Annotated in this window: 18 protein-coding genes and 1 tRNA gene; 12 read left to right on the plus strand and 7 right to left on the minus strand. The window is 67.7% G+C overall.

Annotation, left to right across the window (positions count from 1 at the left end; genetic code table 11):
* Positions 1–133: 133 nt before the first annotated feature.
* The 3 genes from CQ039_RS14060 (at position 134) to CQ039_RS14070 (ending at position 2,942) form a co-directional block, all read left to right on the plus strand.
* Positions 134–862: a TVP38/TMEM64 family protein gene (locus CQ039_RS14060; RefSeq protein ID WP_105563762.1), complete on the plus strand. Its 729-nt coding sequence runs from the start codon at positions 134–136 to the stop codon at positions 860–862.
* Complete coding sequence (locus tag CQ039_RS14065; protein ID WP_105563761.1) at positions 859–2,355, plus strand: sensor histidine kinase; 1,497 nt, start codon at positions 859–861, stop codon at positions 2,353–2,355. The genes CQ039_RS14060 and CQ039_RS14065 overlap by 4 nt, the downstream gene beginning before the upstream one ends.
* 95 nt (positions 2,356–2,450) lie before the next feature.
* Complete coding sequence (locus CQ039_RS14070) at positions 2,451–2,942, plus strand: cell wall hydrolase (RefSeq protein ID WP_105563759.1); 492 nt, start codon at positions 2,451–2,453, stop codon at positions 2,940–2,942.
* A gap of 1 nt (position 2,943) precedes the next feature.
* Here CQ039_RS14070 and CQ039_RS14075 read toward each other — a convergent pair whose 3' ends face one another.
* Both CQ039_RS14075 and CQ039_RS14080 read right to left on the minus strand, forming a co-directional pair.
* Positions 2,944–3,975: an oxidoreductase gene (locus CQ039_RS14075; RefSeq protein ID WP_105563758.1), complete on the minus strand. Its 1,032-nt coding sequence runs from the start codon at positions 3,973–3,975 to the stop codon at positions 2,944–2,946.
* A 5-nt stretch (positions 3,976–3,980) separates the two neighbouring features.
* Positions 3,981–5,024 carry a ribonucleotide-diphosphate reductase subunit beta gene (locus CQ039_RS14080; protein WP_105563756.1) on the minus strand — a complete coding sequence of 348 codons (1,044 nt, stop codon included), beginning with the start codon at positions 5,022–5,024 and terminating at the stop codon, positions 3,981–3,983.
* Positions 5,025–5,178: 154 nt separating this feature from the next.
* On the opposite strand from CQ039_RS14080, the gene CQ039_RS14085 reads away from it, so the two are divergent.
* The gene (locus CQ039_RS14085; protein WP_369831562.1) at positions 5,179–5,823 is read left to right on the plus strand and encodes a glutathione S-transferase family protein; all 645 of its coding nucleotides are present in this window, start codon (positions 5,179–5,181) and stop codon (positions 5,821–5,823) included.
* Here CQ039_RS14085 and CQ039_RS14090 read toward each other — a convergent pair.
* The 3 genes from CQ039_RS14090 to CQ039_RS14100 form a co-directional block, all read right to left on the minus strand.
* Positions 5,820–7,913 carry a response regulator gene (locus CQ039_RS14090; protein WP_233190245.1) on the minus strand — a complete coding sequence of 698 codons (2,094 nt, stop codon included), beginning with the start codon at positions 7,911–7,913 and terminating at the stop codon, positions 5,820–5,822. The two genes, CQ039_RS14085 and CQ039_RS14090, sit on opposite strands and share 4 nt — an antisense overlap.
* 119 nt (positions 7,914–8,032) lie before the next feature.
* Complete coding sequence (locus tag CQ039_RS14095) at positions 8,033–9,352, minus strand: acetyl-CoA hydrolase/transferase family protein (RefSeq protein ID WP_105563752.1); 1,320 nt, start codon at positions 9,350–9,352, stop codon at positions 8,033–8,035.
* A gap of 67 nt (positions 9,353–9,419) precedes the next feature.
* Positions 9,420–10,169, minus strand: coding sequence for a phosphatase PAP2 family protein (locus CQ039_RS14100; protein WP_105563750.1), 750 nt, complete (start codon positions 10,167–10,169; stop codon positions 9,420–9,422).
* A gap of 280 nt (positions 10,170–10,449) precedes the next feature.
* On the opposite strand from CQ039_RS14100, the gene CQ039_RS14105 reads away from it, so the two are divergent.
* Together CQ039_RS14105 and CQ039_RS14110 are read left to right on the plus strand one after the other, a co-directional pair.
* Positions 10,450–12,333: a ribonucleoside-diphosphate reductase subunit alpha gene (locus CQ039_RS14105; RefSeq protein WP_369831563.1), complete on the plus strand. Its 1,884-nt coding sequence runs from the start codon at positions 10,450–10,452 to the stop codon at positions 12,331–12,333.
* Between the two features lie 211 nt (positions 12,334–12,544).
* The gene (locus CQ039_RS14110) at positions 12,545–13,351 is read left to right on the plus strand and encodes a lipid A-modifier LpxR family protein (protein WP_105563796.1); all 807 of its coding nucleotides are present in this window, start codon (positions 12,545–12,547) and stop codon (positions 13,349–13,351) included.
* Positions 13,352–13,354: 3 nt separating this feature from the next.
* Here the strand turns inward: CQ039_RS14110 and CQ039_RS14115 are convergent, their stop codons facing one another.
* Positions 13,355–14,992, minus strand: a complete 1,638-nt coding sequence (locus tag CQ039_RS14115) for a gamma-glutamyltransferase family protein (RefSeq protein WP_158256035.1) — start codon at positions 14,990–14,992, stop codon at positions 13,355–13,357.
* A 278-nt stretch (positions 14,993–15,270) separates the two neighbouring features.
* Here CQ039_RS14115 and CQ039_RS14120 point away from each other — a divergent pair.
* The 3 genes from CQ039_RS14120 to CQ039_RS14130 all read left to right on the plus strand — a co-directional run bounded on the left by CQ039_RS14120 (position 15,271) and on the right by CQ039_RS14130 (position 17,610).
* Positions 15,271–15,347, plus strand: a tRNA-Arg gene (locus tag CQ039_RS14120).
* A gap of 198 nt (positions 15,348–15,545) precedes the next feature.
* A complete protein-coding gene (locus tag CQ039_RS14125; protein ID WP_105563747.1) occupies positions 15,546–15,968 on the plus strand; it encodes a TadE/TadG family type IV pilus assembly protein in 423 nt (140 codons plus the stop codon).
* Position 15,969: 1 nt separating this feature from the next.
* Positions 15,970–17,610 carry a TadG family pilus assembly protein gene (locus tag CQ039_RS14130; RefSeq protein WP_105563746.1) on the plus strand — a complete coding sequence of 547 codons (1,641 nt, stop codon included), beginning with the start codon at positions 15,970–15,972 and terminating at the stop codon, positions 17,608–17,610.
* Between the two features lie 38 nt (positions 17,611–17,648).
* Here the strand turns inward: CQ039_RS14130 and CQ039_RS14135 are convergent, their stop codons facing one another.
* The gene (locus CQ039_RS14135) at positions 17,649–19,055 is read right to left on the minus strand and encodes a M23 family metallopeptidase (protein WP_233190243.1); all 1,407 of its coding nucleotides are present in this window, start codon (positions 19,053–19,055) and stop codon (positions 17,649–17,651) included.
* A 281-nt stretch (positions 19,056–19,336) separates the two neighbouring features.
* On the opposite strand from CQ039_RS14135, the gene CQ039_RS14140 reads away from it, so the two are divergent.
* From CQ039_RS14140 to CQ039_RS14150, 3 genes are all read left to right on the plus strand, one after another.
* On the plus strand, positions 19,337–22,510 hold the full coding sequence (locus tag CQ039_RS14140; RefSeq protein WP_233190242.1) for a YdbH domain-containing protein: 3,174 nt from the start codon (positions 19,337–19,339) through the stop codon (positions 22,508–22,510).
* 88 nt (positions 22,511–22,598) lie between these two features.
* A complete protein-coding gene (locus CQ039_RS14145; RefSeq protein WP_105563744.1) occupies positions 22,599–22,784 on the plus strand; it encodes a YnbE family lipoprotein in 186 nt (61 codons plus the stop codon).
* A gap of 22 nt (positions 22,785–22,806) precedes the next feature.
* On the plus strand, positions 22,807–23,166 hold the full coding sequence (locus CQ039_RS14150) for a YdbL family protein (RefSeq protein ID WP_105563743.1): 360 nt from the start codon (positions 22,807–22,809) through the stop codon (positions 23,164–23,166).
* Positions 23,167–23,169: the final 3 nt, after the last annotated feature.

A 23,169-nucleotide genomic window follows, 5' to 3' on the forward strand; every position in this document is an offset into this window, starting at 1 on the left:
CAACAGTCATCCGCTGCAGGAGGCGGGCGTATAAGCGGCGACGACGGACGAGTCAACGCCGACAAGCAATCTGAAACCCGCAAGGCCCCTGAAACCGCTAGAGAAGCGGAGCCGCGTCGGTTACGGAGCAGGGATGAACCGGGTCAAACGATTTCTGCCCCTCGCCGTCCTGCTGGCGGCGATCGCCCTGATCTTCGGCATGGGCTGGAACCGCTACCTTTCGCTGGACACCCTGCGCGAGCATGGCGCGGCGTTTCAGACCCTGGCGGACGAGCACTATATCCTGACGCTGCTGGCCCTGATGCTGGTCTTCGCCCTGCTGACCGCCAGCGTCGTGCCGGGCGTGGTCTTCATCACTGTGACGGCGGGTTATCTGTTTGGTCCCTGGGTCGGTGGCGTGGCCACGGCCTTCGCCGCCACTATCGGCGCCCTGGCCGTCTATTATGTGGGGCGCACGGCGCTGGGCGAATCCCTGCGCCGCCGCGCGGCCCAGGATACGGGCCTGCTGAAGAAGGTCTGCGAGGGGGTGGACAAAAACACCTTCTGGTATGTGCTGGTGGCGCGCCTTGTCGTGTCTGTGCCCTTCCACCTGATCAATGTGGCGGCGGGGGTCATGGCGGCCCCCCTGCGGCCCTATATGATCGCCACCTTCATCGGCCTGCTGCCGGCTCACATCATCTATTGCTGGATCGGCGCCGGGCTGAACGACATCCTGGTCGATGATCCCAATCCGAATCTGCAGAGCCTGTTCGCCGAATTCATGTGGCCGCTGCTCGGCGTGGCCTTCCTGTCGATGCTGCTGCCCCTGACGCTCAAATTAGTGCAGAAATGGCGGGCTCGGCACGGCATGGACGCCGCATGACGGAACGGAACGCCATCGACACCAGACCGCCCACACGCCCCCGCGACGCGACGGGCCTGACCGCGCGCCTGGCGGCTGTTCGTCTCCCGGATGTCTGGCGTGAGCGCTTGACGCCGCGCGCCCCCGACGGCCTGTCCAGCCGCCTGTTGCTGCTGACCGTGGCCTTCACCCTGGCGGTCGCCGCCCTGATCATCGTGCCCAGCGCCGCCTCCTTCCAGGAGCGCTGGCTGATGGACCGGCTGCAGGGCGCCGAACTGGCCTCAGTCGGGGTCGAGGCCCTGCCCTATTCCGCCGTCGAGGATTCCACTGCGGAACAGTTGCTCAGTATCGGCGGCGTCCAGTCCGTCGTCGTCGGCGAACAAGGCGTGCGCCGCCTGCTGCTGCAGGCCCCCAACCTGCCGCGCGCGCCCGAACTGATCGACCTGCGCCAGCGCAACGTCGGCGCCCGGCTGCTTGACCCGTGGAAGACCCTGTTCGGCCACCCGGATCGTTCGCTGCGGGTTCAGGCCAAGCCGCGCTATCGCTCGGGCGACTTCATCGAGATCCTGGCCCCGGCCCAGCCGCTCAAGCTCGAACTGAAAAGCTTCCTGCTGAACAGCCTGACCATGTCGCTGCTGATCGCCGTGGTCGCGGGGGCCTTGCTCTACGCCTCCCTGTCCTTCCTAGTGCTGGCGCCGTTGCGCCGGGTGACCCGCGCCATCGAGCGCTTCGCCGCCGACCCGGAAAGCCCCGGCGAGCCCCCGTCCGACCGTCACGACGAGATCGGCCGGGTCGAGCGCGAACTGGCGCGGATGCAGGAGGAGGTGCGCCAGTCCCTGCGCTCGCGCGCCCGTCTGGTGGCCCTGGGCGAGGCCGTGGCCAAGATCAACCACGACCTGCGCAACATGCTGACCTCGGCCCAGATGGCGTCCGAGCGCCTGTCCAGTTCCTCCGACCCCCTGGTGGCCAAGGCCTTGCCCCGGCTGGAGCGCGCCCTAGGCCGCGCCGCCGCCCTGGCCCGCAACGTGCTGGAATACGGCAAGTCCGAAGAGGCCGCGCCGCAACTGCAGAAGATGCTGCTGGCCCGCGTCGTCGCCATCGCCGCCGAGGACGCCGGACTGGAAGACGATGGCGTGCGCCTGATCCGCGACCTGCCCGCCCGCTTCACCGTCAACGCCGACAGCGACCAACTTCACCGGATCCTGGTCAACCTGATGCGCAACGCCCGTCAGGCCATCGAGAGCGATCCCGCGCGCGAAAAGAAGGGCCGGATCACCGTCCGCGCCGAGACCCGCGACGGCGTCGTGGCGCTGTGCATCACCGACGACGGTCCGGGCATCCCCGAGCGCCTGGCCGGACGGCTGTTCGAGCCCTTCGTCAGCGGCCGCGCCTCCGAAGGCACCGGCCTGGGCCTGACCATTTCGCGCGAGCTGGCGGCCAATCACGGCGGCGAGTTGCGCCTGCTGGGCACCGGGCCGGAGGGCACCACTTTCGAGTTGCGCCTGCCGGCCTGAGCGCCGCAGCCATTTCCCCACCCGGACGTTGTTTCGGTCTAGGCTGGAAAGGCCAAGCTTCGATCCGGCCTCATTTGTTCGCCAAGGACAGACCCATGACCCATGCCCCGCACCGCACCGTCCTGCTCGCGGTCGCCCTTAGCACCGCCCTGAGCGCCCTCCTGACGGCGCCGAGCCTGGCCCAGACCCCGAAGCCCGCCAAGCCGGCACAGGCGGCCCCTAGCGACCCGGTGGCCGACCTGCTGCGCAGCCAGGGCGAGCGCTATCGCCGCGCCCCGGATTCGGCCCAGGACCCCGACGAACTACGCCGCACGCAGGCGCTGAACGACGAAATCACGGCTCAGAACGACCTGGCCGAGAACGAGGACCGCGCCAACGCCGCCATCCACGCCAAGGCGCAAGCCCAGTATCAGGCGGAACTGGAGGCGGCCGAGATCGAACGCCAGCGTCACGAGGCGGACGTGAAGACTGCGGCCCAGGCCCAGGTCGACTACGAACGGCAAATGGCGGACTGGCGCGCCACCGTCGCCGCCTGCGAGCGGGGCGACCGCGCACGTTGCGACGCCGGTCGCCAGAACCCGAACTGAACTAGAGAGCGACCTCGGCCCGGCGCTCGGCGCTAAGCAGGCCCGCCTCCAACACCTCCATCACCGCCACGGCTTCACCGGGCGGGACAGGATTGGGCGCGCCGCCCTGGATGGCGCGGGCGACAGCGGCGTAATAGGCGGGATAGTCGCCCGGCGGTCCCGCCACAGCATCTTGCGCCCCGGTCGCACCGTCGATGACGACGCCGGGGCGAGAATCGACGCCCCAGCCCGAAGCGCCCGGCGTCAGGCCCGACTTCAGCAGATCTTCCTGAACATCCAGCCCGATCTTCAGCCAACTGGCCCGCGCTCCGTGGACGGCAAAGCGCGCGTCGGGCGCTGGCGTCGTCATGTCAGCGTGCAGGATGACCCGCTTATCGGCGTAACGCAGCACGGCGTGGGCGTAGTCGGTCGCGCGACCGCCAGGCCGCAGGATCGCCAGATCGCAGGTCACGCCCAGCGGGCGCCCGAACAGGACCAGGGCCTGATCAATCAGATGCGGCCCCAGATCATACCAGATGCCGGCGCCCGGCCCGTCGCCCTCGCGCCAACGGTCGCGCACCTCGGGCCGCCAGCGGTTGAAGCTGCTCTCGAAGCGCAGCACCGGCCCCAGCCGATCCTCGGCGATCAGGGTCTGCAAGGTCAGGAAGTCAGCGTCCCAGCGACGATTGTGGAAGACGGACAACAGCAGGCCGCGCATCTCGGCCAGGGCCGCCAGATGGCGCGCCTCGGCGGCGGTCAGGGTGAAGGGCTTGTCGACCACCACCGCCTTGCCAGCCTTCAACGCCGCCTCGGCCTGCCCGGCGTGCAGGTCGTTGGGCGTGGCCAGGACGATCAGGTCGATAGCGGGATCGGTCAGGGCCTGATCGAGCGAGGCCAGGACGCGCGCGTCCGGCCAGGCGGCAGCCACCGCCTCGACCTGACGGCTGACCACCGCCTCCAGACTCATGGCCGGGCAAGCAGCGATCAGGGGCGCATGAAAGGTCCGCCCGGCGTAGCCGAACCCGACCAGCGCCGCGCGAACCGGAGGGGCCACGCCGATCAGCCCTCGGCGGTCTCGCGACGCTTCATCATGGCGTCGAAGCTGTCCCAGACGCCGTCGGCGCCGTGCCAGGACCCTTGGGTCGCGGCCTTGGAGTATTCGGTCGCGCGGGCCTCGAAGAAGTTGGCGTGCTCGACGCCCGACAGCAGCGACTGCAGCCAGGGCAGAGGGTTTTCCGTCACGCCATAGACTTCCGGCAGTTGCAGTTGGCGCAGGCGCCAGTCGGCGATGAAGCGGATGTATTGCTTGATGTCGTCCGGCGTCATGCCGTTCACCGGGCCCATTTCGAAGGCCAGGTCGATGAACTTGTCTTCCATCTCGACCACGGTCTTGCAGCAGTCGACGATGTCGTCGGCCACGGCCTTGGTGACGGCGCCCGTCTCCTTGTTGAAGGCGTGGTAGAGCTTAATGATGCCTTCGCAGTGCAGGCTCTCGTCGCGCACCGACCAGCTGACGATCTGGCCCATGCCCTTCATCTTCGACTGACGCGGGAAGTTCATCAGCATGGCGAAGCTGGCGAACAGCTGCAGGCCTTCGGAGAAGCCGCCGAACATGGCCAGGGTGCGACAGATGTCGGCGTCGGTCTCGACCCCGAACTGACCCATGAAGTCATGCTTGTCGCGCATGGCCTCGTATTCCATGAAGGCGCCGAACTCGCTCTCGGGCATGCCGATGGTTTCGAGCAGCAGGGCGTAGGCCGCAATATGGATGGTCTCCATATTGGCGAAGGACGCCAGCATCATCTTCACTTCGGTCGGTTTGAACACCCGACCGTAGCGCTCCATGTAGTTGTCCTGAACCTCGATGTCGGCCTGGGTGAAGAAGCGGAAGATCTGCGTCAGCAGGTTGCGCTCGCTGTCGGTCAGGTTGGCGGCCCAGTCCTTGACGTCCTCGCCCAGCGGCACCTCCTCGGGCATCCAGTGGACCTGCTGCTGCTTCTTCCACATGTCGAAGGCCCACGGATAGCGGAAGGGCTTGTAAGCCGCCGAAGGCGTCAGCAGTCCGGCCGTTCCGGGGCGGATGATCGAGGAGTGGGCGTTCATCAAAATGACCTGAAGCGAATCCGGGAGAAGCGAGTTTCACCATGCGTCCGGCGAGGCGCGGCGCCAAGTCGAAACCGGCCTATCTTGCGATCAAATTTATCTATGACGCTAGATATGGTGTGAAGGTCGCAATCATGTGGGGAGAAGCCTGGGGATGAGTTTCACGATTTACGGCGCCGCTGGCTCGGGATCGGTCCCGGTTGAGGCGGCCATGACCCTGATCGGACTGGACTATCGCGTCATTGAAGCCGTGACCTGGGAGGGCGAGGCCGAGCGCGACAAGGTCGCCGTCGTCAACCCGATGCGCCAGATCCCGGCCCTGGTTCTTCCCAGCGGCGAGACGATCACCGAAAGCGCCGCCATCCTGATCTGGCTGGCTGACGCCTATCCGCAGGCGCGGCTGGCTCCGAGCATCGACGATCCCCGCCGGGCGCAGTTCCTGCGCTGGATGAGCTTCATCCCCGCCTCCATCTATTCGATGTTCTGGGTGCGGGACGTGCCGTCGCGATTGGTCGGCGACGACGCGGCGGCGCAGGCGGAACTGAAGCAGCGCACGCTTGAGCGCATCGCCGACTGCTGGCGCGTGATGGACAGCCAGATCACGCCGGGCCGCTTCCTGCTGGGCGAAGAGCTGAGCGTGCTGGACCTCTACGTCGCCGTCGCCAGTCGCTGGACGCCGCGCCGGGCGCGCTTTGCCGCCGAGGCCCCGCGCATGGCCGAGGTCGTGCGCCGGGTCGACGCCCTGCCCGCGCTGCGAGATTTCTGGGCCGAACGCTTCCCGTTCGAGGACGAGCCCTAGGCCGCCGCCCGCTCCATGCGGGTCGCCGCCGCCTGCATGGCCTGATCAATGGCGGCGTAGAGCCGGACATGGGTGATCGGCTTGGCCAGGTGACCGTCCATGCCGGCGTTGCGGCAACGGGCGGCGTCCTCGGGCATGGCGTCGGCGGTCACGGCCAGGATCGGCGCCGCCGCGACAGGCGTGTCCAGGGCGCGGATCCGCTCGGTCGCCGCCAGACCGTCCAGACGCGGCATCCGCAGGTCCATCAGGATCAGGTCGAAGTCGCCCGACTGCGCCTGTTCGACCGCCTCGACCCCGTCCGCAGCCTCCACAGTCTCGCAGTCGGCGGCGGCCAGCATCAGCCGCATCATCTCGCGATTGACCGGGTGGTCATCGACAATCAAGACGCGCAGCGCCCGGTCAACCTCGGCGGCAGGGGCGGCTTCCTGCGTCACCGTCACCGGCGCCAGGGGAAGGCTGAGGGTAAAGGTCGAGCCGCGTCCCGGCGCGCTGTCGACCACGATCCGTCCGCCCATGCGGCGCATCTGGGCCAGGGCCAGGGGCAGACCGACACCCGCGCCGATATGTTCGCGGCGCAGCGAGTCGTCGCTCTGGGCGAAGGCTTCGAACAGGCGCGGCATGAAGACAGGATCAATGCCGCAACCCGTGTCGGCAACCTCGATCATCAAGGCGTTTCCGTCATGCCGCGCCGTCACGCGAACCTCGCCCTGATCGGTGAACTTGACGGCGTTGGCGATCAAATGGTGCAGGGCCTGACGCAGACGCCGGCGGTCGCCGCTGAAACCGCCCCTGGCGCTGGCCTCGACGATCAGGGTCAGGGGCAGACCCTTGGCTTCCGCGTTCAGCCGCGACGGCGCCGCCGCCTCGTCCAGCAGGCTCGCCACGCTCAGGGGCTCCTGGGCGACGTCTTCGCCGCCGCGCGAGAACTCCAGCACGTCTTCGACCAGCATCAGCATGGCCTCGCCCGAACGACTGATGGCCTCGATCTGCGGCCGCACGTCGGCGGGCAGGTCATCCCGGCGAGACAACAGGTCGGCATAGCCGGCGATGCCGTTGAGCGGCGTGCGCATCTCATGGCTCATCAAGGCCAGGAAACGGGACTTGGCGGCGTCAGAGCGTTCGGCCCGCGCCTGGGCCTCGACCGCTGCCCGGGTCCGCACCTGCAGACGCGCGATCAGACGGTGGCGCTCGCTCATGACGGCGCTCAGCGGCAGGGCGATCACCACCAGGGCCAGAAGGAAGGTATGGTAGAAGCCCATCAGGCGCATGCGCGGCGGAACGGCCGCCAGTTCGGGCACATCGGCGACGGGCGTCAGGAGAATGGGCCCATGCCCCGTCAAGGTGCTCACGCCGCTGATCACCATGACCATGATCAAGCCCAGCGCCGTCCACGGCGGCGACAGACGAAGGGCGATCAGCATCAGCGGCGGCACCACGGCAAGCGCCAGGGCGGCGGGTTGGCGGAAGACCCAGATCGAGATCGCCCCCAGCAGCAGGAAGAGGCCAATCGTCTCTAACGGCCCGGCCGAGCGTTCCTCGCGGAAGCGATGCGCCCGCGCCAGCAACAGCAGGCTGGGCGTGACGATCAGCAGGCCCAACAATTCCATGGTGAACATGTGCTGCCAGACGAAGGCGGCCATGGGCGGGCTGTAGCCGCGCAGTTCGATCCCCATGAGGACCGCAATGCTGGTGGTCAGGAAGACCGTCGGCGCCGCCGCGAACACGACGAAGGCGAACAGACGGCGCGGTCGCCGCATGTCCAGGGCCGCGCCGCCGAAACGACGGGCCAGAAGGCCAGCGATCAGGACCTGGCCCAGGTTCAACACCACATTGGTCCAGAGGAAGGGCAGGCTGTCGCCGCGCAGAACATTGCTGCCCAGGTTCAGCGCCACACAGGTCAGCAGGACAGCGATGGCCTTGCGTCGCCGAAGCTGCAGCAGGGCCGCCAGCATGACGCCGTTGGCGGGCCAGACGATCACGGCCTGGAAGGTTTCGGCGCTCCATTGACCAAGCAGAAGACAGGCGACGAACAGAAGGACATAGGCGACAGGCGGCGGCCCCGCCTCTCGCCCTGCATCATGGCGAAACAACCGCCAGCGTCCTTCCATGCTCGAACCTCGCCCCATCCCCGAGCAGATCGTGGGGTCCAAGTGTAAAAAAATCCTGTTCTTCGGAATGCGCGGAATCGCTTAGGACCAAGGTCGAAGACCTAGATCAGGCCCAGCGTCCGAGCCTCCGCCTCAAGTCCCTCGCGGAACTGCGGCGCGGCCAGGCCGATCAGGGCGCGAGCGCGCTGGTCGGCCGTCAGACCGCGTAGATTGACCCAGCCATGCTCGGTGACAACGATCTGGGTGTCGTTGCGCGGCGTGGTCACGGGACCGTCCAGACGGGCGACAATGCGCGAGGCCGTCCCTCTGGCTGCGGTCGAATGACAGGCGATGATCGACTTTCCGCCCTCGGAGGCCGAGGCGCCGCGCACGAAGTCCAGCTGGCCTCCCGAGGCCGTATATTGGCGCCCATTCAGATACTCCGAGCAGCAGGCGCCGAAGAGGTCGATCTGCAAGGTGGCGTTGACCGAAACCATCTTATCGTTGCGCGCGATCACCGCCGGGTCGTTCACATAATCGACCGGATGGGCCTCCAACGCCGGGTTCTCGTGCAGGAAGTCATAGGTGCCATGGTCGCCCATGGCGAAGGTGAAGACGGTCTTGCCGGGGTGCAGGGTCTTTCGGGCGTTGGTCACGACCCCCGCCTGCATCAGCGCGACCAGACCCGGCGTCAGCAGCTCGGTGTGGATGCCCAGGTCGGCATGGTCGTGCAGGGCAGCGCAGACCGAATCCGGCAAGGCGCCTATGCCCATCTGCAAGGTCGAGCCGTCCTCGATCAGGCCGGCGATGAGGCCGCCGATGACCAGATCCTGCGGCTGCTGCGGGGCCTTGCCCGCCTCCAGCAGGGGCGCGGCGTGCTCGACCAGGGCCGTGACCTGGGAGACATGGATCCGGCAGTCGCCAAATACACGCGGCATATGCGGATTGACCTCCAGGATCACCCGCTGGGCCGTCTTCGAGGCCGCAAGCGCATAGTCGGTATTGGTCCCGAAGCTGAAATAACCGTCGGCGTCCATCGGCGAGACCGTGGCCAGCAGGGTGTCGACGCCGATTTCCCGCGTCAGGACCTTGGGCGTCTGCTGGAAACCGGTCGGCACGAACCAGACGGCCTGCCGCCCTTCCTCAATCCCGCGCGCCTCCAGCTTCCGTTCGATGGCCCCGTGGAACAGGCTGTGAGGGCGTAGGCGGTCGGTCAGGTCGAAACGCAGCACCGTGTCGCCGGCGATGGCCGTGGACAGCAGGTAGTAGATGTTGATGTCGCCGACCTCACGCGCCTCAGCCCGGTCGGCCAGGGCCTTGAGCAGGGCAGGCGGCTGGCCGACCCCCAAGGCCATGGCCACCTTGGCGCCCGACGGGATCAGGGCGGCGGCGGCGGCCGGCGACATTAGTCGTTCTGCATACTGGGCAGCGAAATCGGTCATGGCGCTTCCTCGAACGGCCGTTGGGCTCTGTTCGCTCCGTTATCCGGCGCCCGCCGTCTTCCAACCGCTAGACATTGGTCGAAGGTGCGTCCTGCAAGGGTGCGCCATGCAGTCGTTGGCGACGCCCCACGGCATAGGCGATCAGCCACAACAGCATGGCCCAGGCCGCGCCCACGCTCCATCCGGCGAAAACGTCCGAGGCCCAGTGCGCCCCCAGATAGATGCGGGTCAGGCCGATCAGCAGGGCGATCAGGATGGCGCAACCCAGGACATAGGCCTTCAACCGCTTGGTCGGCACGGCGCGCGTCAGCATGACCCCCAGCGTCAGATAGAAGACGGTCGACAGCAGGGCATGGCCTGAGGGGAAGCTCGCGTTCAGGGTCTCGACCGCCTGAAACTCCAGCGGCGGGCGGTCGCGCTCGAACAGGGCCTTCAAGCCTTCGCTCAGCGCCACCCCGCCGGCCAGACCAATGACCAGCAGCAGGGCCGACAGCCGCTTGCCCTGGATCAGCAGGAAGCCCAGGGCGATCAAGGCGAACAGGGTCAGGACCGAAATCCCGCCCAGGGACGTCAGGTCGGCCGCCGCCTCATGCAGCCACCACGGCCCCCAGGGCCGGCCTGGATCATCGGCGAAGGGCCGCACGGCGTGCAGCACCGCCTGGTCAAAGGCCTGACCATCGGCCTCGCGCATGTCGTCGGCCACCTCGATAAAGGTCAGGGTGCCCAGGGCCACGACCAGCAGGGCGGCGACGGCGGCGATTTCGGTGCGGGCCACGCGCAGGGCGCGGGTCAGGAAGGCGGTCGGATGCGGAGCCATGGGCCGCTAACGGCCAAGCTGAAGCTGCGTTCCCTCGCCCCCGAGATCACGCGCTTGTGATCGTGCATATCCGTCGGCTTGGCGGTTGTCTTTTCCGACTTTTCCACAGCCCCCGGCCGGTGAATCTGTGGACCCCACATCGCCCCGGCAAGATCAAGTCTTTACCTGGCATTAGCGATATGCGCCCATACATCTAGCCGAGCACGGGAACAGAGACACCATATCTAGTGTTTCAAACCGGCACGGTCTTCTTACGATTTTGATCGGGGCAAGGATCAACATGGCTGGCGGCGAAGCTCTGCAGACGACGGAATTCACGACGGTTTCTTCGCCGCCGCCTGAAGGCAAACCGCATCTGAAAGTGGTCTCCGGCCTGACCCTGGATCGCTCGCGCGACGCCGTGCTGACCGACTTCGGCAAGAAGACCCTGGAAGACCGCTACCTGCTGCCGGGCGAGAGCTATCAGGACATGTTCGCCCGCGTCTCGACGGCCTATGCCGACGACGCTGAGCACGCCCAGCGCATCTACGACTACATGTCCAAGCTGTGGTTCATGCCCGCCACGCCGGTCCTGTCGAACGGGGGCGCCGATCGCGGCCTGCCGATCAGCTGCTTCCTGAACGCCGTGGGCGACAGCCTGGACGGCATCCAGAACGTCTGGAACGAGAACGTCGCCCTGGCCTCGAACGGCGGCGGCATCGGCACCTACTGGGGCGGCGTCCGCTCCATCGGCGAGAAGGTCAAGGGCGCGGGCCAGACCAGCGGCATCATCCCCTTCATCCGCGTGATGGATTCGATGACCCTGGCGATCTCGCAAGGGTCGCTGCGTCGCGGCTCGGCCGCCGTCTATCTGGACATCCACCACCCCGAGATCGAGGAGTTCCTCGAGATCCGCAAACCCTCCGGCGACTTCAACCGCAAGTCGCTGAACCTGCACCATGGCCTCAACATCACCGACGAGTTCATGGAGGCGGTGAAGACTGGCTCCAGCTTCGACCTGAAGTCGCCCAAGGACGGCGCGGTCATGAAGACCGTCGACGCCCGCGCCCTGTGGACCAAGATCCTCGACATCCGCATGCAGACGGGCGAGCCCTATCTGATCTTCTCGGACACGGTGAACCGCCAGATGGCGCCGCACCAGCGCGACCTGGGCCTGAAGGTCAAGCAATCGAACCTGTGCGCCGAGATCATGCTGCACACCGGCCGCGACCACCTGGGCGTGGACCGCACCGCCGTCTGCTGCCTGTCGTCGGTCAACGCCGAGACCTTCTTGGAATGGCGCGAAGAGCCCAAGTTCATCGAAGACATCATGCGCTTCTTGGACAATGTCCTGGAGGACTTCATCCAGCGCGCCCCATCCTCCATGGCCGCCGCCGTCTATTCAGCCAAGCGCGAGCGCTCGGTCGGCCTGGGCCTGATGGGCTTCCACTCCTTCCTGCAGGGTCAGGGCGTGGCCTTTGAATCGGCCATGGCCAAGTCGTGGAACATGCGCCTGTTCAAGCACCTGCGCCGCGAAGCCGACAAGGCCAGCCGCACGCTGGCCGAAGAAAAGGGCGCCTGCCTGGACGCCGCCGACCAGGGCGTGATGGAGCGCTTCAGCCACAAGCTGGCCATCGCCCCGACCGCATCGATCTCGATCATCTGCGGCGGCACCTCGGCGGGCATCGAGCCGATCCCGGCCAACATCTATACGCACAAGACCCTGTCGGGCTCGTTCGCGGTCAAGAACCCCTACCTGCAGAAACTGCTGGGCGAGAAGGGCATCGACACCGAGGCTGTGTGGAACTCGATCCTCGAACACGAGGGCTCGGTCCAGCACCTGGATGCGCTGTCCGACGACGAGAAAGGGATCTTCAAGACCGCCTTCGAGCTGGACCAGCGCTGGGTGGTCGAACTGGCCGCCGACCGCGCGCCGGAAATCTGCCAAGCCCAGTCGCTGAACCTCTTCATCCCCGGCGACGTCAACAAGTGGGACCTGCACATGCTGCACTGGTCCGCCTGGGAACGCGGCGTGAAGTCGCTCTATTATCTGCGCTCCAAGTCGGTGCAGCGCGCCGCCTTCGCCGGCGCCGAGGACAAGGCCGAGGCCGAGGTCGATCCGAACCAGCCGGACCTCTTCTCCGCTGCCCCCACCGACTACGATGAGTGCCTGGCCTGCCAGTAGGACCGCTCCACCATCACAATCTGATGATCTCGCCGCCCGGAGGAACCGTCCTCCGGGCGGTTTCGTTTGAGCGGGACAGGATTGTGGCTTGAAAGAGGCCGTTGCAGTTCCCCCGCGTTAGTGCAGAGTGTGACTGTTAACGGCTTTGGGAGGGACCGTTGTGCGCGTAGAGGCTTGCCTCATTGGTGTTCTGATCGTCGTGGGCCTGCCCATGACGGCAAGCGCGCAGGCGATCGCTCCGTTCACCGGCTCCGTGGCCGCCAGGGGCGGCGAGGCGGTTCAGTTCGAGGACGCGGCCGCCCGACTGGACGCCGACATCGCCATGACCGCCGCGGACACGCCCTTCGGCGCGCCGCTCGCCTTGTCAGGATCGCCAGCCAGCCGCGAAGCCTTCGTCACCACCCGCAGCGAAGCCTGGTTCGCCGGCGACGGCTTCACCGACCGCCTGCGCGTCACCGCCAGGGGCGAGCCCCGCCGCGCCGACGGGGCGCCCGTGCCGCCGCGCGCGCTCGACGCCCGCACCTATGACGACGAAAGCTACGACGTCACCTATACGCGCGGCTGGGTCGCGGCTCAGGGCCGCACGGCCTCGGGCCTGGAAGTCTCGCTGACGCCCCACGCAGGCGTCGGCTTCGGCAGCGACGGCACGACGGCAGAGGCCGGCGCCACACTGAAGATCGGCGAGGGTCTGGATCGCCTGGCGCCCGACGGCAACGAGGCCTTTGGCGAACGGGCGCGCTGGTATGTTTACGCCGCGGGGTCCAAGCGCGCCGTCGGCTATAACTTCGCCCGCACCCGCGACGGCGACTTCGCCCGTTCCGGGATGAGCCACGACGAGGGCGCCTTCCTGGGCGACGCCTCAATCGGCGTGGCTTATCGCCGGGGCGCGCTGCAGGGATCGGTCGGCGTCGTCTATCGCGAGATCGAGGCCAATGGCATCAAGGCCTATGGCGGAATCAACACCGACGTGTCGGAAGGCCTGGTGGCCTTCCAACTGACGATCCGCCCCCGCGAATAGATCCTACTGAGATCGGGCCACGCCCTCGCGGCGGCTGTCGGCTCCGCCGTCCCAACGGCCGTTGCGCCACAGGGCGCCATGCAGGCCCGAGTTCTCCGACGTATTGGGCCGCAGCACGATGCCCCGCGCCGCCATGCCTTCCTGCAGGGCCTCGCTGAAGCCCTCGGTGTCGGCGCCGAAGCCATCGCCCTTGGCCACGATATTGGGCAGGTCGAACGCTTCCTGCACCGGCAGCCCCCACCCCAGGGCCGCGATCAAGGCCTTGGCGTTATAGGCCAGGATGGACGAGCCGCCCGGCGAGCCCATGGCTCCAACCAGATGGCCCTCGCGATCCAGGACGATGACCGGCGACATCGACGAGCGCGGACGCTTGCCCGCCGCCACGGCGTTGGCCGCCGGCGTGCCGTCGGTCGCCGTCGGGACCAGCGAGAAGTCGGTCAGTTGGTTGTTGAGGAAGAAACCGCCCGCCATCCGGCCCGAACCGAACAGGCTCTCGACCGTGGTGGTCATGCTGACCGCATCGCCCTTGGCGTCCACCACGACGAAGTGCGAGGTGCCGGCCGGTTCGCGCGTGGCGTCGGCGCCGACGCGCGCCGCCCCCGGCGGCGTCCCGAACGGGGCGGCCCCGCGCAGGGCCGGAGCCAGCTCAGCACGCTCTGCCACATAGGCCGGGTCCAGCAGACCGGCGACCGGCACGGAGACAAAGGCCGGATCGCCGAAATAGCGGTCGCGGTCGGCGTACATCAGCCGCTGCAACTGGGCGAAGGCGGCCCAGGCGGCAGGGCTCTGCGCGCCCTTGTCCAGATCCTGCGTCTGCTCGCCCATGGCCAGCAGTTGCAGGATCGACGCCCCGCTGGACGGCGGCGGCGGCACGCAGACGACATAGATCTTGTACGGCCCGCAGACGGCCTCGCGCACGATGGGCTGGTAGGCGGCGATGTCGGCGGTGGTCAGCCCGCCCGGACGCGGGCCCTCGGCCACGGCGGCGGCGATGGCCTCGGCCAGACGCCCGGTCTGCAGGCCCGCCGCGCCTTCGCGCGCCAGGGTTCGCACTGTCTCGGCATAGGCCGGGTTCTTCAGCACGTCTCCGGCGACATAGCGCGTGCCGTCCGTCTTGGTGAAATATTCGGTGGCCCAGCGGGTCTTGGCCTGGGGCGCATTGCCGTTGATCATCCCGGCCAGACGCGGGCTGACGACAAAGCCGTCCTGCGCCAGCTTCTCGGCGTCGCCGAACAGCTCGGACCAAGGCAGCGCCCCGTGCTGCTTCTGCGCCAGGGCCAGCATGGGCACGGCGCCGGGCGCGCCGGTCGAATGGCCGCTCAGCACCGCATCCACAAAGGCCAGCGGCCGCCCGTTCTCGTAAAACAGCTCCGGCGTGGCCGAGGCCGGCGCCGTCTCGCGCCCGTCATAGACGGTGATGGCTTCGCTCTCGGCGTCGTAGACCATCATGAAGGCGCCGCCGCCCAGGCCCGAGGACTGCGGCTCGACCAGACCCAGGACCGCCTGGATGGCGACGGCGGCGTCCACCGCCGACCCGCCGCGCGCCAGAACCTTCATCCCCGCCTCGACTGCCAGCGGATTGGCCGCCGACACGAAGGGGCCGCGCGCAGGCGCTTCAGCCGTCGTCGCGACCGATTCCACCGCCGTCGTCCCGGCGCTCCGCGTCGTGGCGCATCCCGCCAACATAAATGCGCCGACGGCCGCACTCGTCAGAATGAGCGAAATCTTGCGCCGACGGTTCGACGTGAGGTTGGAATAGGCGCGCACGAACAGACTCCTGCGGGGTTCGGAGAGAGGTTCATGCCTAGTGAACCAGGCCCTCGACGCCAAGCCTGCATTTTCTATCGGCATTTTCAGAAAAGCCGCTTGCCAGCCCCGGCCCCGCCCGCTAGATAGCCGCCCTGCCCGCAAGGCAGTGCGCACCCGTAGCTCAGCTGGATAGAGCACCAGACTACGAATCTGGGGGTCAGGAGTTCGAATCTCTTCGGGTGCGCCATCTTGCTTCCTCGACATTCATAGCCCGTTAGCGCCGTTTCGGACTGGCGTCTTGCGTCGACTGTCGCGACACGTCCCAGTTCCGTCTCTTGCGACTTGAGCGCGCGCTAAGCCTTGGTGTCCATTTAAGCATGAGCGTTCAGCACCGCTTAACGGAGATCAACCTATAGTTGTCACCTCAAAGAGGTGAGGCCGAACCATGAGGCGCTGCTTTTCTCTTCTGCCGTCAGGCCGCGACCGACGTGGCGTCGCCGCCATCGAGTTCGCCATGGTGGCCCCATTCCTGCTTCTCATGATGTTCGGCCTGGTGGTCTACGGCGGCTGGTTCTGGATGGCGCACTCCGTCCAGTCCCTGGCTTCGGAAGGCGCCAGGGCAGCCATCGCCGGACTGGACCCCGCCGAACGCGAAACCCTGGCGCGCGGCTTCATCGACGCCCAGGTCGGCGATCTCGGCCTGCAGGCGAAACGCGCCTCGGTCCAGGTCGAAAGCACGGCAGGGGTCATCCGTGTCAACGTCGCCTACGACGTCAGCGACCACCCCCTGATGGCGCTGTCGGCCCTGGTGCCCTCGCCGCCGCGCGTGATCCGCCGAACCGCCGTCGTCCGCCTCGGGGGCTACTAGGATGACGCCCCACCCCCGGCTAGAGGACGAACGAGGCGGGGTCGCCGTGATGGCCGCCCTCTTTGGCGGCGTACTCTGCGTTCTGGCGGCCCTGGCCATAGACCTGGGCTCCATTTCGCTGAAGGCGCGCCAGGTTCAAGGTGCAGCCGACCTGTCCGCCATGGCCGCCGCCCGCGACCTGAGCCACGCCCAGGCCGCCGCTCAGGCTACAGCCTCAGCCAACCTGCCCGAGCTCCAGACGGTGAGCGTGACCAAAGGCGGCTATGTCGCTGATCCCCGCCTGGCTCCAAAAGACCGTTTCAGCGCCGCCGCCCCGGAGCCCAATGCCGCACGGGTCGAGATCGCGGCGACGGCGCCGCTCTTCTTCGGCCGCTGGATTCTGCAGCGCGATAGCCTGGTCGTTCGCAAGAGCGCGACCGCCGCCATTCCAGGGGGCCAGCCCCAGGCCATGTTCTCGATCGGCTCTCGCCTGGCCAGCCTGGACGGAGGCCTGGCCAACGCCCTGCTGTCAGGACTGCTGGGCGGTAAGGTCTCGCTGACCATCATGGACTACCGCGCCCTGGCCGGAGCCCAGGTCAATCTGCTGCAGTTCTCGGACGCGTTGGCGACCGAGCTCGGCGTGACGGCGGGCGACTATGACGCCCTGTTGCAGCAGGAGGTGACGGCGGGACGGGCCCTCAAGGTGCTGGAAACCATCGCCGGCGCCGACTCGAAAAGCGCCCTTGGCAAGCTGACCCGTGTCCCGGTCGACGCCAAGCTGAAGCTGCAGGACCTGATCGGGGTCGAGGCGGATGCGAAACAGGGCCTGCGCGAGGCGCTGAACGCCGATGTCTCGGCTCTGGACCTGATCATGGCCTCGCTGGAGACCGCCAGCGGCGACCGCCAGGTGGCCTTGGACCTGGGCGCCCGCGCCGGCCTGGCCGACCTCGACGTCATGCTGGCCATCGGCGAGCGACCGAACCAGTCCCCGTGGCTGACCATTACCAGCAAGGGCGAGCCGATCATTCGCACCGCCCAGGCCCGCATCTACCTGAAGGCGACCACCGCCCAGACCCTGGCCGGTCTGGCCCAGGTCAAGCTGCCCATCCTGATCGAAGCGGCGTCGTCCGAGGCGAAGCTGAGCCGCATCGACTGCGCCGGCGCCCCCGTCACGACCCTGTCCGTGCGCCCCGGCCTGGCCCGCGCGCGGATCGGGACTATCGACGAATCCAGACTGAAGAATTTCAAAGCGCCCCTGACGACATCCCAGGCCACGCTCGTCTCCGCCCTGGCCGGGCTGGTGACGGTCAAGGCCAGGGCCGATGTCGACATCGCCGACACAGGTTGGAGCACCGTCGCCTTCAACGCCCAGGACATCGCCGGTCAGAAGATCAAATCCGTCCAGTCGCGCGGCTTTGTGAACGGCCTGATCGTCAGCCTGATCCAGAACCTGGAGCCGGACGTCGAGATCGCCACGCTGGGCCTGGGCCTGGGCGACCTGGTCAAGTCACTGGGACTCTTGCTGACCCCGCTGGGGCCGGTTCTGGACAGCGTGATTCAGCCCCTGCTCGACCTGCTGGGCCTAAAACTGGGCGAGGCCGACGTGCGCGTACACGGCGTCCAGTGCCCGACCCAGGGCCGAACGCCGGTGCTGGTGGGATAGAGGCAGGGGCCAAGGCCCCATCCGTCAGTCTTGGGCCATCAGCCTTCGACGGAACGCAGACCCGAGGCCGAAGCCTGTTGCACCACCGGGCGACGCTGGCCGCCGGCGGCGATGATGCGGTCGATACGGCTCTTTTCGGCACGGAAGGCGGCCAGATCGGCCCCGGCCAGAACCGTGCCTTCCTGCGTCTTGATGCCGGACGGATTGATCCGTTGGCCGTTGCGCCAGATTTCATAGTGCAGGTGCGGACCGGTCGAGGCGCCGGTCGAGCCGACATAGGCCACGACCTGTCCCTGAGACACGCGTTGACCGGCGCGAATGCCCGAACCGTAACGCGACAGATGGCCGTAGCCGCTTTCCAGACCGTTGGCGTGACGGATGCGCAGCCAGTTGCCATAGCCGCCCCAGCGACGGGCCTCGACCACCACGCCGTCGGCGGGCGCCACGACGGGCGTGCCGGTGGTGGCGGCGAAGTCCATGCCCTGGTGCATCTTGCGATAGCCCGAGATGGGGTGGGTGCGGACGCCGAAGTTCGAGCTGACGCGGCGGAAGCTGGTCAGCGGCGTGCGCATCATGGCGGTGCGCGTGTTCTTGCCGGTAGCGTCGAAATATTCCGCCGTCTTCGCGCCGGGGCGCTGATAACGGTAGAAGGCGTGCCCTTTGAGCTCGGCGTAGAGAAGGTCGCCGGTCTCTACGGTGCGGCCAGCCTCGGTCACCGAGCGGTCGAAGACCAGGGTGAACTCGTCCGAGGCGCGCACGTCGCGCTGCATGTCGAACTTGTGCGCAAACAGCTGGCTGGCGCGGCGGACGACTGCCGAGGTGGCGCCCAGTTCGCGAGCACTGGCCGAGAGCGAGCGCTGGACCTTGTCGTTGGCGACGACGGTTTCGTGCGTGACCTTTTCGTCAAGCGCACGCAGGCGCAGGGCGCCGTCGAAGCTGCGCGACACGGTCAATTGGCTGGCCGGGCCCGTGCGCATGGTCAGGCCGATCAGACGGGCGTCGCCCCGGCCGCCACGCGGCTTGGAGACGGCGGTCTCGAACTTCAGACCGGCGCGCATGTCCTTGAGGTCAAAGGCGCTGGCGATGGTCGCGGCGACGGCGCTGGCTTCTTCGGCGCCGATGCCCGTGCGACGCACGGCCTGCTCGAAGGTTTCACCGCGACGAATCTGGACCGGGATGGCCTCGGGGGCCGTCAGACCGGCCGGCGCGCCGGCGGCGGCGTAGGCCTGGGTCTCGAGATAGGCGATCTGTTCCGACGTCAGCGCCGGAACTTCCTCGGCGCGCACGGGTTCATAGGCTTGGCCCGCCACAAGGGCGATAGCCACAGCGGCAGCGGTCGTCAGGAGATGCGGCGCAAGCCGCATAGGCTGGCGGCGCGGATCGAACTGAGCCATCGGTCCCCGGCAATCGACGACGCCGTACTGGCGCCAAACCATTCGAATCATGGATCGCGCCCCGGCAGCCCCGAAAACGCGAAGCGAGCGATATAGCCCGTCCGTCTCATCTTGGGAAGCGCGCAGGTTACAATTGGTTAACTTGGCCGGATGAACGTCAAGTATTCCACCGTTTTTCCTGAATCATCGGCGGACAACCGCCCTTTTCTGGCCTTGCTTGACTGAACAGTGACCGCCGCGCCACGCATCAGTGTTCAAACAGCAACGCCTGTCTTTGCAGCACGATCTGTGGCGTTGTTACGCCTCCTTTCGCCGACGGACCGCCGAGCGCCTTGACCGACGAGACCCCCGCCCCAAAGCCCCGCCGCGCCGAGCGGTCTGTCGCCCGGACAGCGCTGATTGTGCTGCTGATCGGCCTGCTGTTGCTGGTCGTGCTGGCCGCCGCCCTCTATCTGAATCGACGCGCCGCCGCCCGCGAGCTTCTGGTCGGCTGGCTGGACCGCAAGGGCATCGACGCCAAGGTCGAGGTCGAACAACTGGAGATCGACGGCTTCGTCGGCACGATCAGCATCGGCGATCCGCGCAATCCCGATTTCAAGGTCGAGCGGGTCGAAGTCGACTATGCCCTGGGCATGCCCTGGTCGAAGGCCGGTCTGGGCGTAACGCCCAGCCGCATCCGTCTGGTCCGTCCGCTGGCGCGCGCCAGTTGGAAGGACGGCAAGCTGTCGCTCGGCTCGCTGGACCCTCTGGTGGAAGAGTTCACGGCCAAGCCGCCTCGGCCTGACAGTCGCGCGCCCCTGATCATCGTCGAGGGCGGCCGCGCCCGCATCGACACCGAATATGGCCCGGTGCAGCTCCTGGCCGACGCCCGCATCGACGACAGCAAGCTGATGCGGCTGAACGCCCGCCTGCCCGCAGCCTCCTTGAAGAGCGGCGACACGCAAGCGCGCGGCCTGAGCGCCGTCGTCGACCTGACCACCACCGGCGATCGCGTGGCGCTGAAGGTCGAGGCCGCCGCCGACAGCTTCAACGCAACGGGCGCAGGCGGGACCGCCGCCAAACTGACTCTGACCGGCGACCTGCCCTATCCCGACCTGAAGAAGCGTCGCGGCGACGGCCGGGCCGTCATCGCCGCCCACCTGACCGCCGACGCCTTGAACGCCGGCGGGATCGAAGGGCGCAAGGCCGAGGCGGCTCTGGATTTCGACGGTCAGACCCAGGGCTGGATCGAAGCCTTCCAGATCATGGGCAAGGGCCAGACGCGGATCAGGGCGCACAGCCTGGCGGGCGAAGGCATGGACGTGCGCGGCGCCGACCTCGCCTTGAACCGGGCCGAGGTCATGGTGAAACGCGGCGAGCGCGGGCTGGAGTGGCGCGTCGCCTCGCCCGCCGCCCTCCGGGTGGACAACGGCTCGGCGGCGGGAACCCGACTGACCCAGGCCGTTCTGTCGTCCAACGGCCTGACCGCAGGAGGACGGGACGCGGCCTTTGAAGTGCAGGGGCCGCTGGCCCTGAGCGCGGAACGACTGGTCTCGGGCGATCTCAGCCTGACCCAGACCCGCGGGCGGCTGGATCTGGACCTGGTGCGTGACGGCGTCACCCAAATGACAGCGACCGGCGCGCTTTCATCCGGTCGCGCCTCATGGCCCGGCCTGGGCGCACCGGCCAGGGATGATCTGCCCGAGATGGCTGAGCTGAAGCGGGCGCTGGGCGCCTTCGCCCTCGACGCTCCCGGCGTAAGACTGGCCGCCGGCAGCGCCGGCACCGAGCTGACCCTGACCCGCCCGATCACCGCTCGGCCGACGAATGGCGGGCTGCTGACGCTCACCCCCGCCCGGACGCCCCTGTTCGCCGCCGAAGCGGGCCAGTCGGGCGGCGGGGCCCTCAACATCACCGCGCAGCGGGGCGGCGGCCTGCCCGAGGCGTCGATCGCCGTGCCGTCGTGGAGTCTGACGCCCGGCGGCTTCCGCGCCGTGCTGGACGGTCGGGCGGCGCTGGACTTCGGCCCGGCGCGCAACATCGCCCTGTCGACCAAGGGCGAGCTGGCGTCCAGCGGCGGACGGCTGACCTATACGTCGAGCGACTGCATCCCTCTCAGCGTCGAAAGGCTTGAACTGGGCGAGAACGACGTGACCGACATCAACGGTCGCTTCTGTTCCGCCGATGGTCCGCTGATCACGGTGGCGAACGGAGCGTGGCGGGCGCAGGGGACGCTGGCCGATGTCAGCGCCACCGCCCCCTTCCTGGCCATGCGCTTCTCGGACGCCCAGGGTCGCCTCGTCGTGGACGGCAAGCCGGCCGGTCTGTCGATGACGGCCAGCGTGACGCGCGCCCAGGTCGCCGACACCACCGCCCCGCTGCGCTTCCTGCCGTTGACGGCGGTGGGCGAGGCCCGGCTGGCCAATGATGTGTGGAGCGGCGGCTTCGACCTCGCCCGCCTGGAATACGCCATCGGCCGCATCGACCTGCGCCATGACGGCAAGGCCGAAGCGGGCGGCGTAACCATCAGCGCGCCCAACCTGGCCTTCAGCCAGTACGGCCTGCAGCCGGACGACCTCAGCCCCCTGGCCGCCGACTACCTGAAGTCGCCGGTCGAGGGCTCGGCCGGGTTCGAGGGGCGCATCGACTGGTCGCCGACGACCGCGACCAGTTCGGGCGTCGTGACCATCCCCGAACTCGACTTCACCAGTCCCGCGGGCAAGGTGCAGGGCCTGAAGGGCCGGGTGGAGTTCACCAGCCTGACGCCCCTGATCACCGCCCCCGATCAGGTGCTGACGGTGGATCGCCTGGAAGCGGTGACGCCGCTGACCGATCTGGAACTGCGCTTCGCTCTGGACGAGAAATTCCTCAACCTGGCGGGCGGTCAGATTCAGGCGGCGGGCGGTCGCATCAGCATCGAGCCCTTCAATGTGCCGCTAACGCCGGGCGAGGCCTGGGGCGGGGTCATCGTGGTCGATCAGGTTCAACTGAACGAACTGATGAAGAGCGCCAACCTGCAGGACAAGGCGCAACTGGACTCCGTGGTGTCGGGCCGCCTGCCCTTCACCTACGCCCCCGACCTGGGCTGGCGCATCAGCGGCGGCGTCCTGAACGCAGTGCGGCCCGGTCGCCTGTCGATCCAGCCCGAAGTTTTCGATGAACTGGCCGCCGGCGAGGCCGCCGTTGACGGTCAGGCCCCGCTCCCGCCCAACACCATGCAGGACCTTGCCTATCAGGCCATGCAGGACCTGGCGATCAGCGACCTGAGCGCCGAGGTCAACAGCCTGGACAACGGGCGCCTGGGGGTTCGCTTCCATATCCACGGGCGTCACGATCCGCCTGAGCGCCAGCAACTGCGCCTGAGCTGGATCGAGGTGATCCGCCGCGACTTCCTCAAGAAGAAGCTGCCCCTGCCGTCCGACACGCCGATCGACCTGACGCTGGACACGACCTGGAACGCCAATCAGATCGTCTCGGACCTGATGGAATATGCGCGGCGCGGCGAAACGCCCAAAATCGAGCCTTGAGATACGGTCCCGCTTTGTTCAGAACCCATTCACCCGCGACGGCGTTAGATCGTCTCGACCTTAACCGCCGCCTTCGGAGACCGGCCCCATGATCAGCAAGCGTCAGATCGGCCTGCTCGGCCTCGCCGCTATCAGCGTCGCCGCGTGCACGCCGACGGTGAACATCAAATTCAGCGAGCCGCTGCAGATCAACGCCAAGCTGGACGCCGACATCCGCATCAAGCTCGACCAGGAGCTGCAAAACCTCCTGCGCGAAAATCCCAACCTGTTCTGACCGTTCAAGAAAGGGGCTGAACATGAACCATCGTAAACTCTTCATCGCTGTCGCCGCTGTCGCCGCCCTGGGCGTGGCCGCCGGCGCCGCCGTGGCCCAGACCGCCTCGCAAAAGGCCCTGGTTGATCAGGCCAAGGCCGCCGGCGCGGTCGGCGAGCAGGCCGACGGCTTCCTCGGCGTGCGCACTTCGGTTGCGCCCGACACCCAAGCCGCCGTCAGCGCCACCAATGCCGGCCGCCGTCAGGCCTATGCCCGCAGCGCCGCCGACGCCGGCACCACGGCCGAAGTGGCCGGCGCCCGGATGTTCGAAACCCAACTGATGCCGCGCATCAGTTCGGGCCAGTGGTACAAGAACGCCTCGGGCCAGTGGGTCCAACGCTGATCT

This window comes from Brevundimonas sp. MYb52, from assembly GCF_002979535.1.
Lineage (GTDB): Bacteria > Pseudomonadota > Alphaproteobacteria > Caulobacterales > Caulobacteraceae > Brevundimonas.

Bases quoted from the DNA above. Each gene is read 5' to 3' on its own strand.
- CQ039_RS14105 (WP_369831563.1), top strand. From the start codon at position 10,450: ATGGCTGGCGGCGAAGCTCTGCAGACGACGGAATTCACGACGGTTTCT.
- CQ039_RS14070 (WP_105563759.1), top strand. From the start codon at position 2,451: ATGACCCATGCCCCGCACCGCACCGTCCTGCTCGCGGTCGCCCTTAGC.
- CQ039_RS14065 (WP_105563761.1), top strand. From the start codon at position 859: ATGACGGAACGGAACGCCATCGACACCAGACCGCCCACACGCCCCCGC.
- CQ039_RS14110 (WP_105563796.1), top strand. From the start codon at position 12,545: ATGACGGCAAGCGCGCAGGCGATCGCTCCGTTCACCGGCTCCGTGGCC.
- CQ039_RS14080 (WP_105563756.1), bottom strand. From the start codon at position 5,024: ATGAACGCCCACTCCTCGATCATCCGCCCCGGAACGGCCGGACTGCTG.
- CQ039_RS14085 (WP_369831562.1), top strand. From the start codon at position 5,179: ATGAGTTTCACGATTTACGGCGCCGCTGGCTCGGGATCGGTCCCGGTT.
- CQ039_RS14145 (WP_105563744.1), top strand. From the start codon at position 22,599: ATGATCAGCAAGCGTCAGATCGGCCTGCTCGGCCTCGCCGCTATCAGC.
- CQ039_RS14150 (WP_105563743.1), top strand. From the start codon at position 22,807: ATGAACCATCGTAAACTCTTCATCGCTGTCGCCGCTGTCGCCGCCCTG.
- CQ039_RS14135 (WP_233190243.1), bottom strand. From the start codon at position 19,055: ATGATTCGAATGGTTTGGCGCCAGTACGGCGTCGTCGATTGCCGGGGA.
- CQ039_RS14095 (WP_105563752.1), bottom strand. From the start codon at position 9,352: ATGACCGATTTCGCTGCCCAGTATGCAGAACGACTAATGTCGCCGGCC.
- CQ039_RS14060 (WP_105563762.1), top strand. From the start codon at position 134: ATGAACCGGGTCAAACGATTTCTGCCCCTCGCCGTCCTGCTGGCGGCG.
- CQ039_RS14125 (WP_105563747.1), top strand. From the start codon at position 15,546: ATGAGGCGCTGCTTTTCTCTTCTGCCGTCAGGCCGCGACCGACGTGGC.
- CQ039_RS14100 (WP_105563750.1), bottom strand. From the start codon at position 10,169: ATGGCTCCGCATCCGACCGCCTTCCTGACCCGCGCCCTGCGCGTGGCC.
- CQ039_RS14130 (WP_105563746.1), top strand. From the start codon at position 15,970: ATGACGCCCCACCCCCGGCTAGAGGACGAACGAGGCGGGGTCGCCGTG.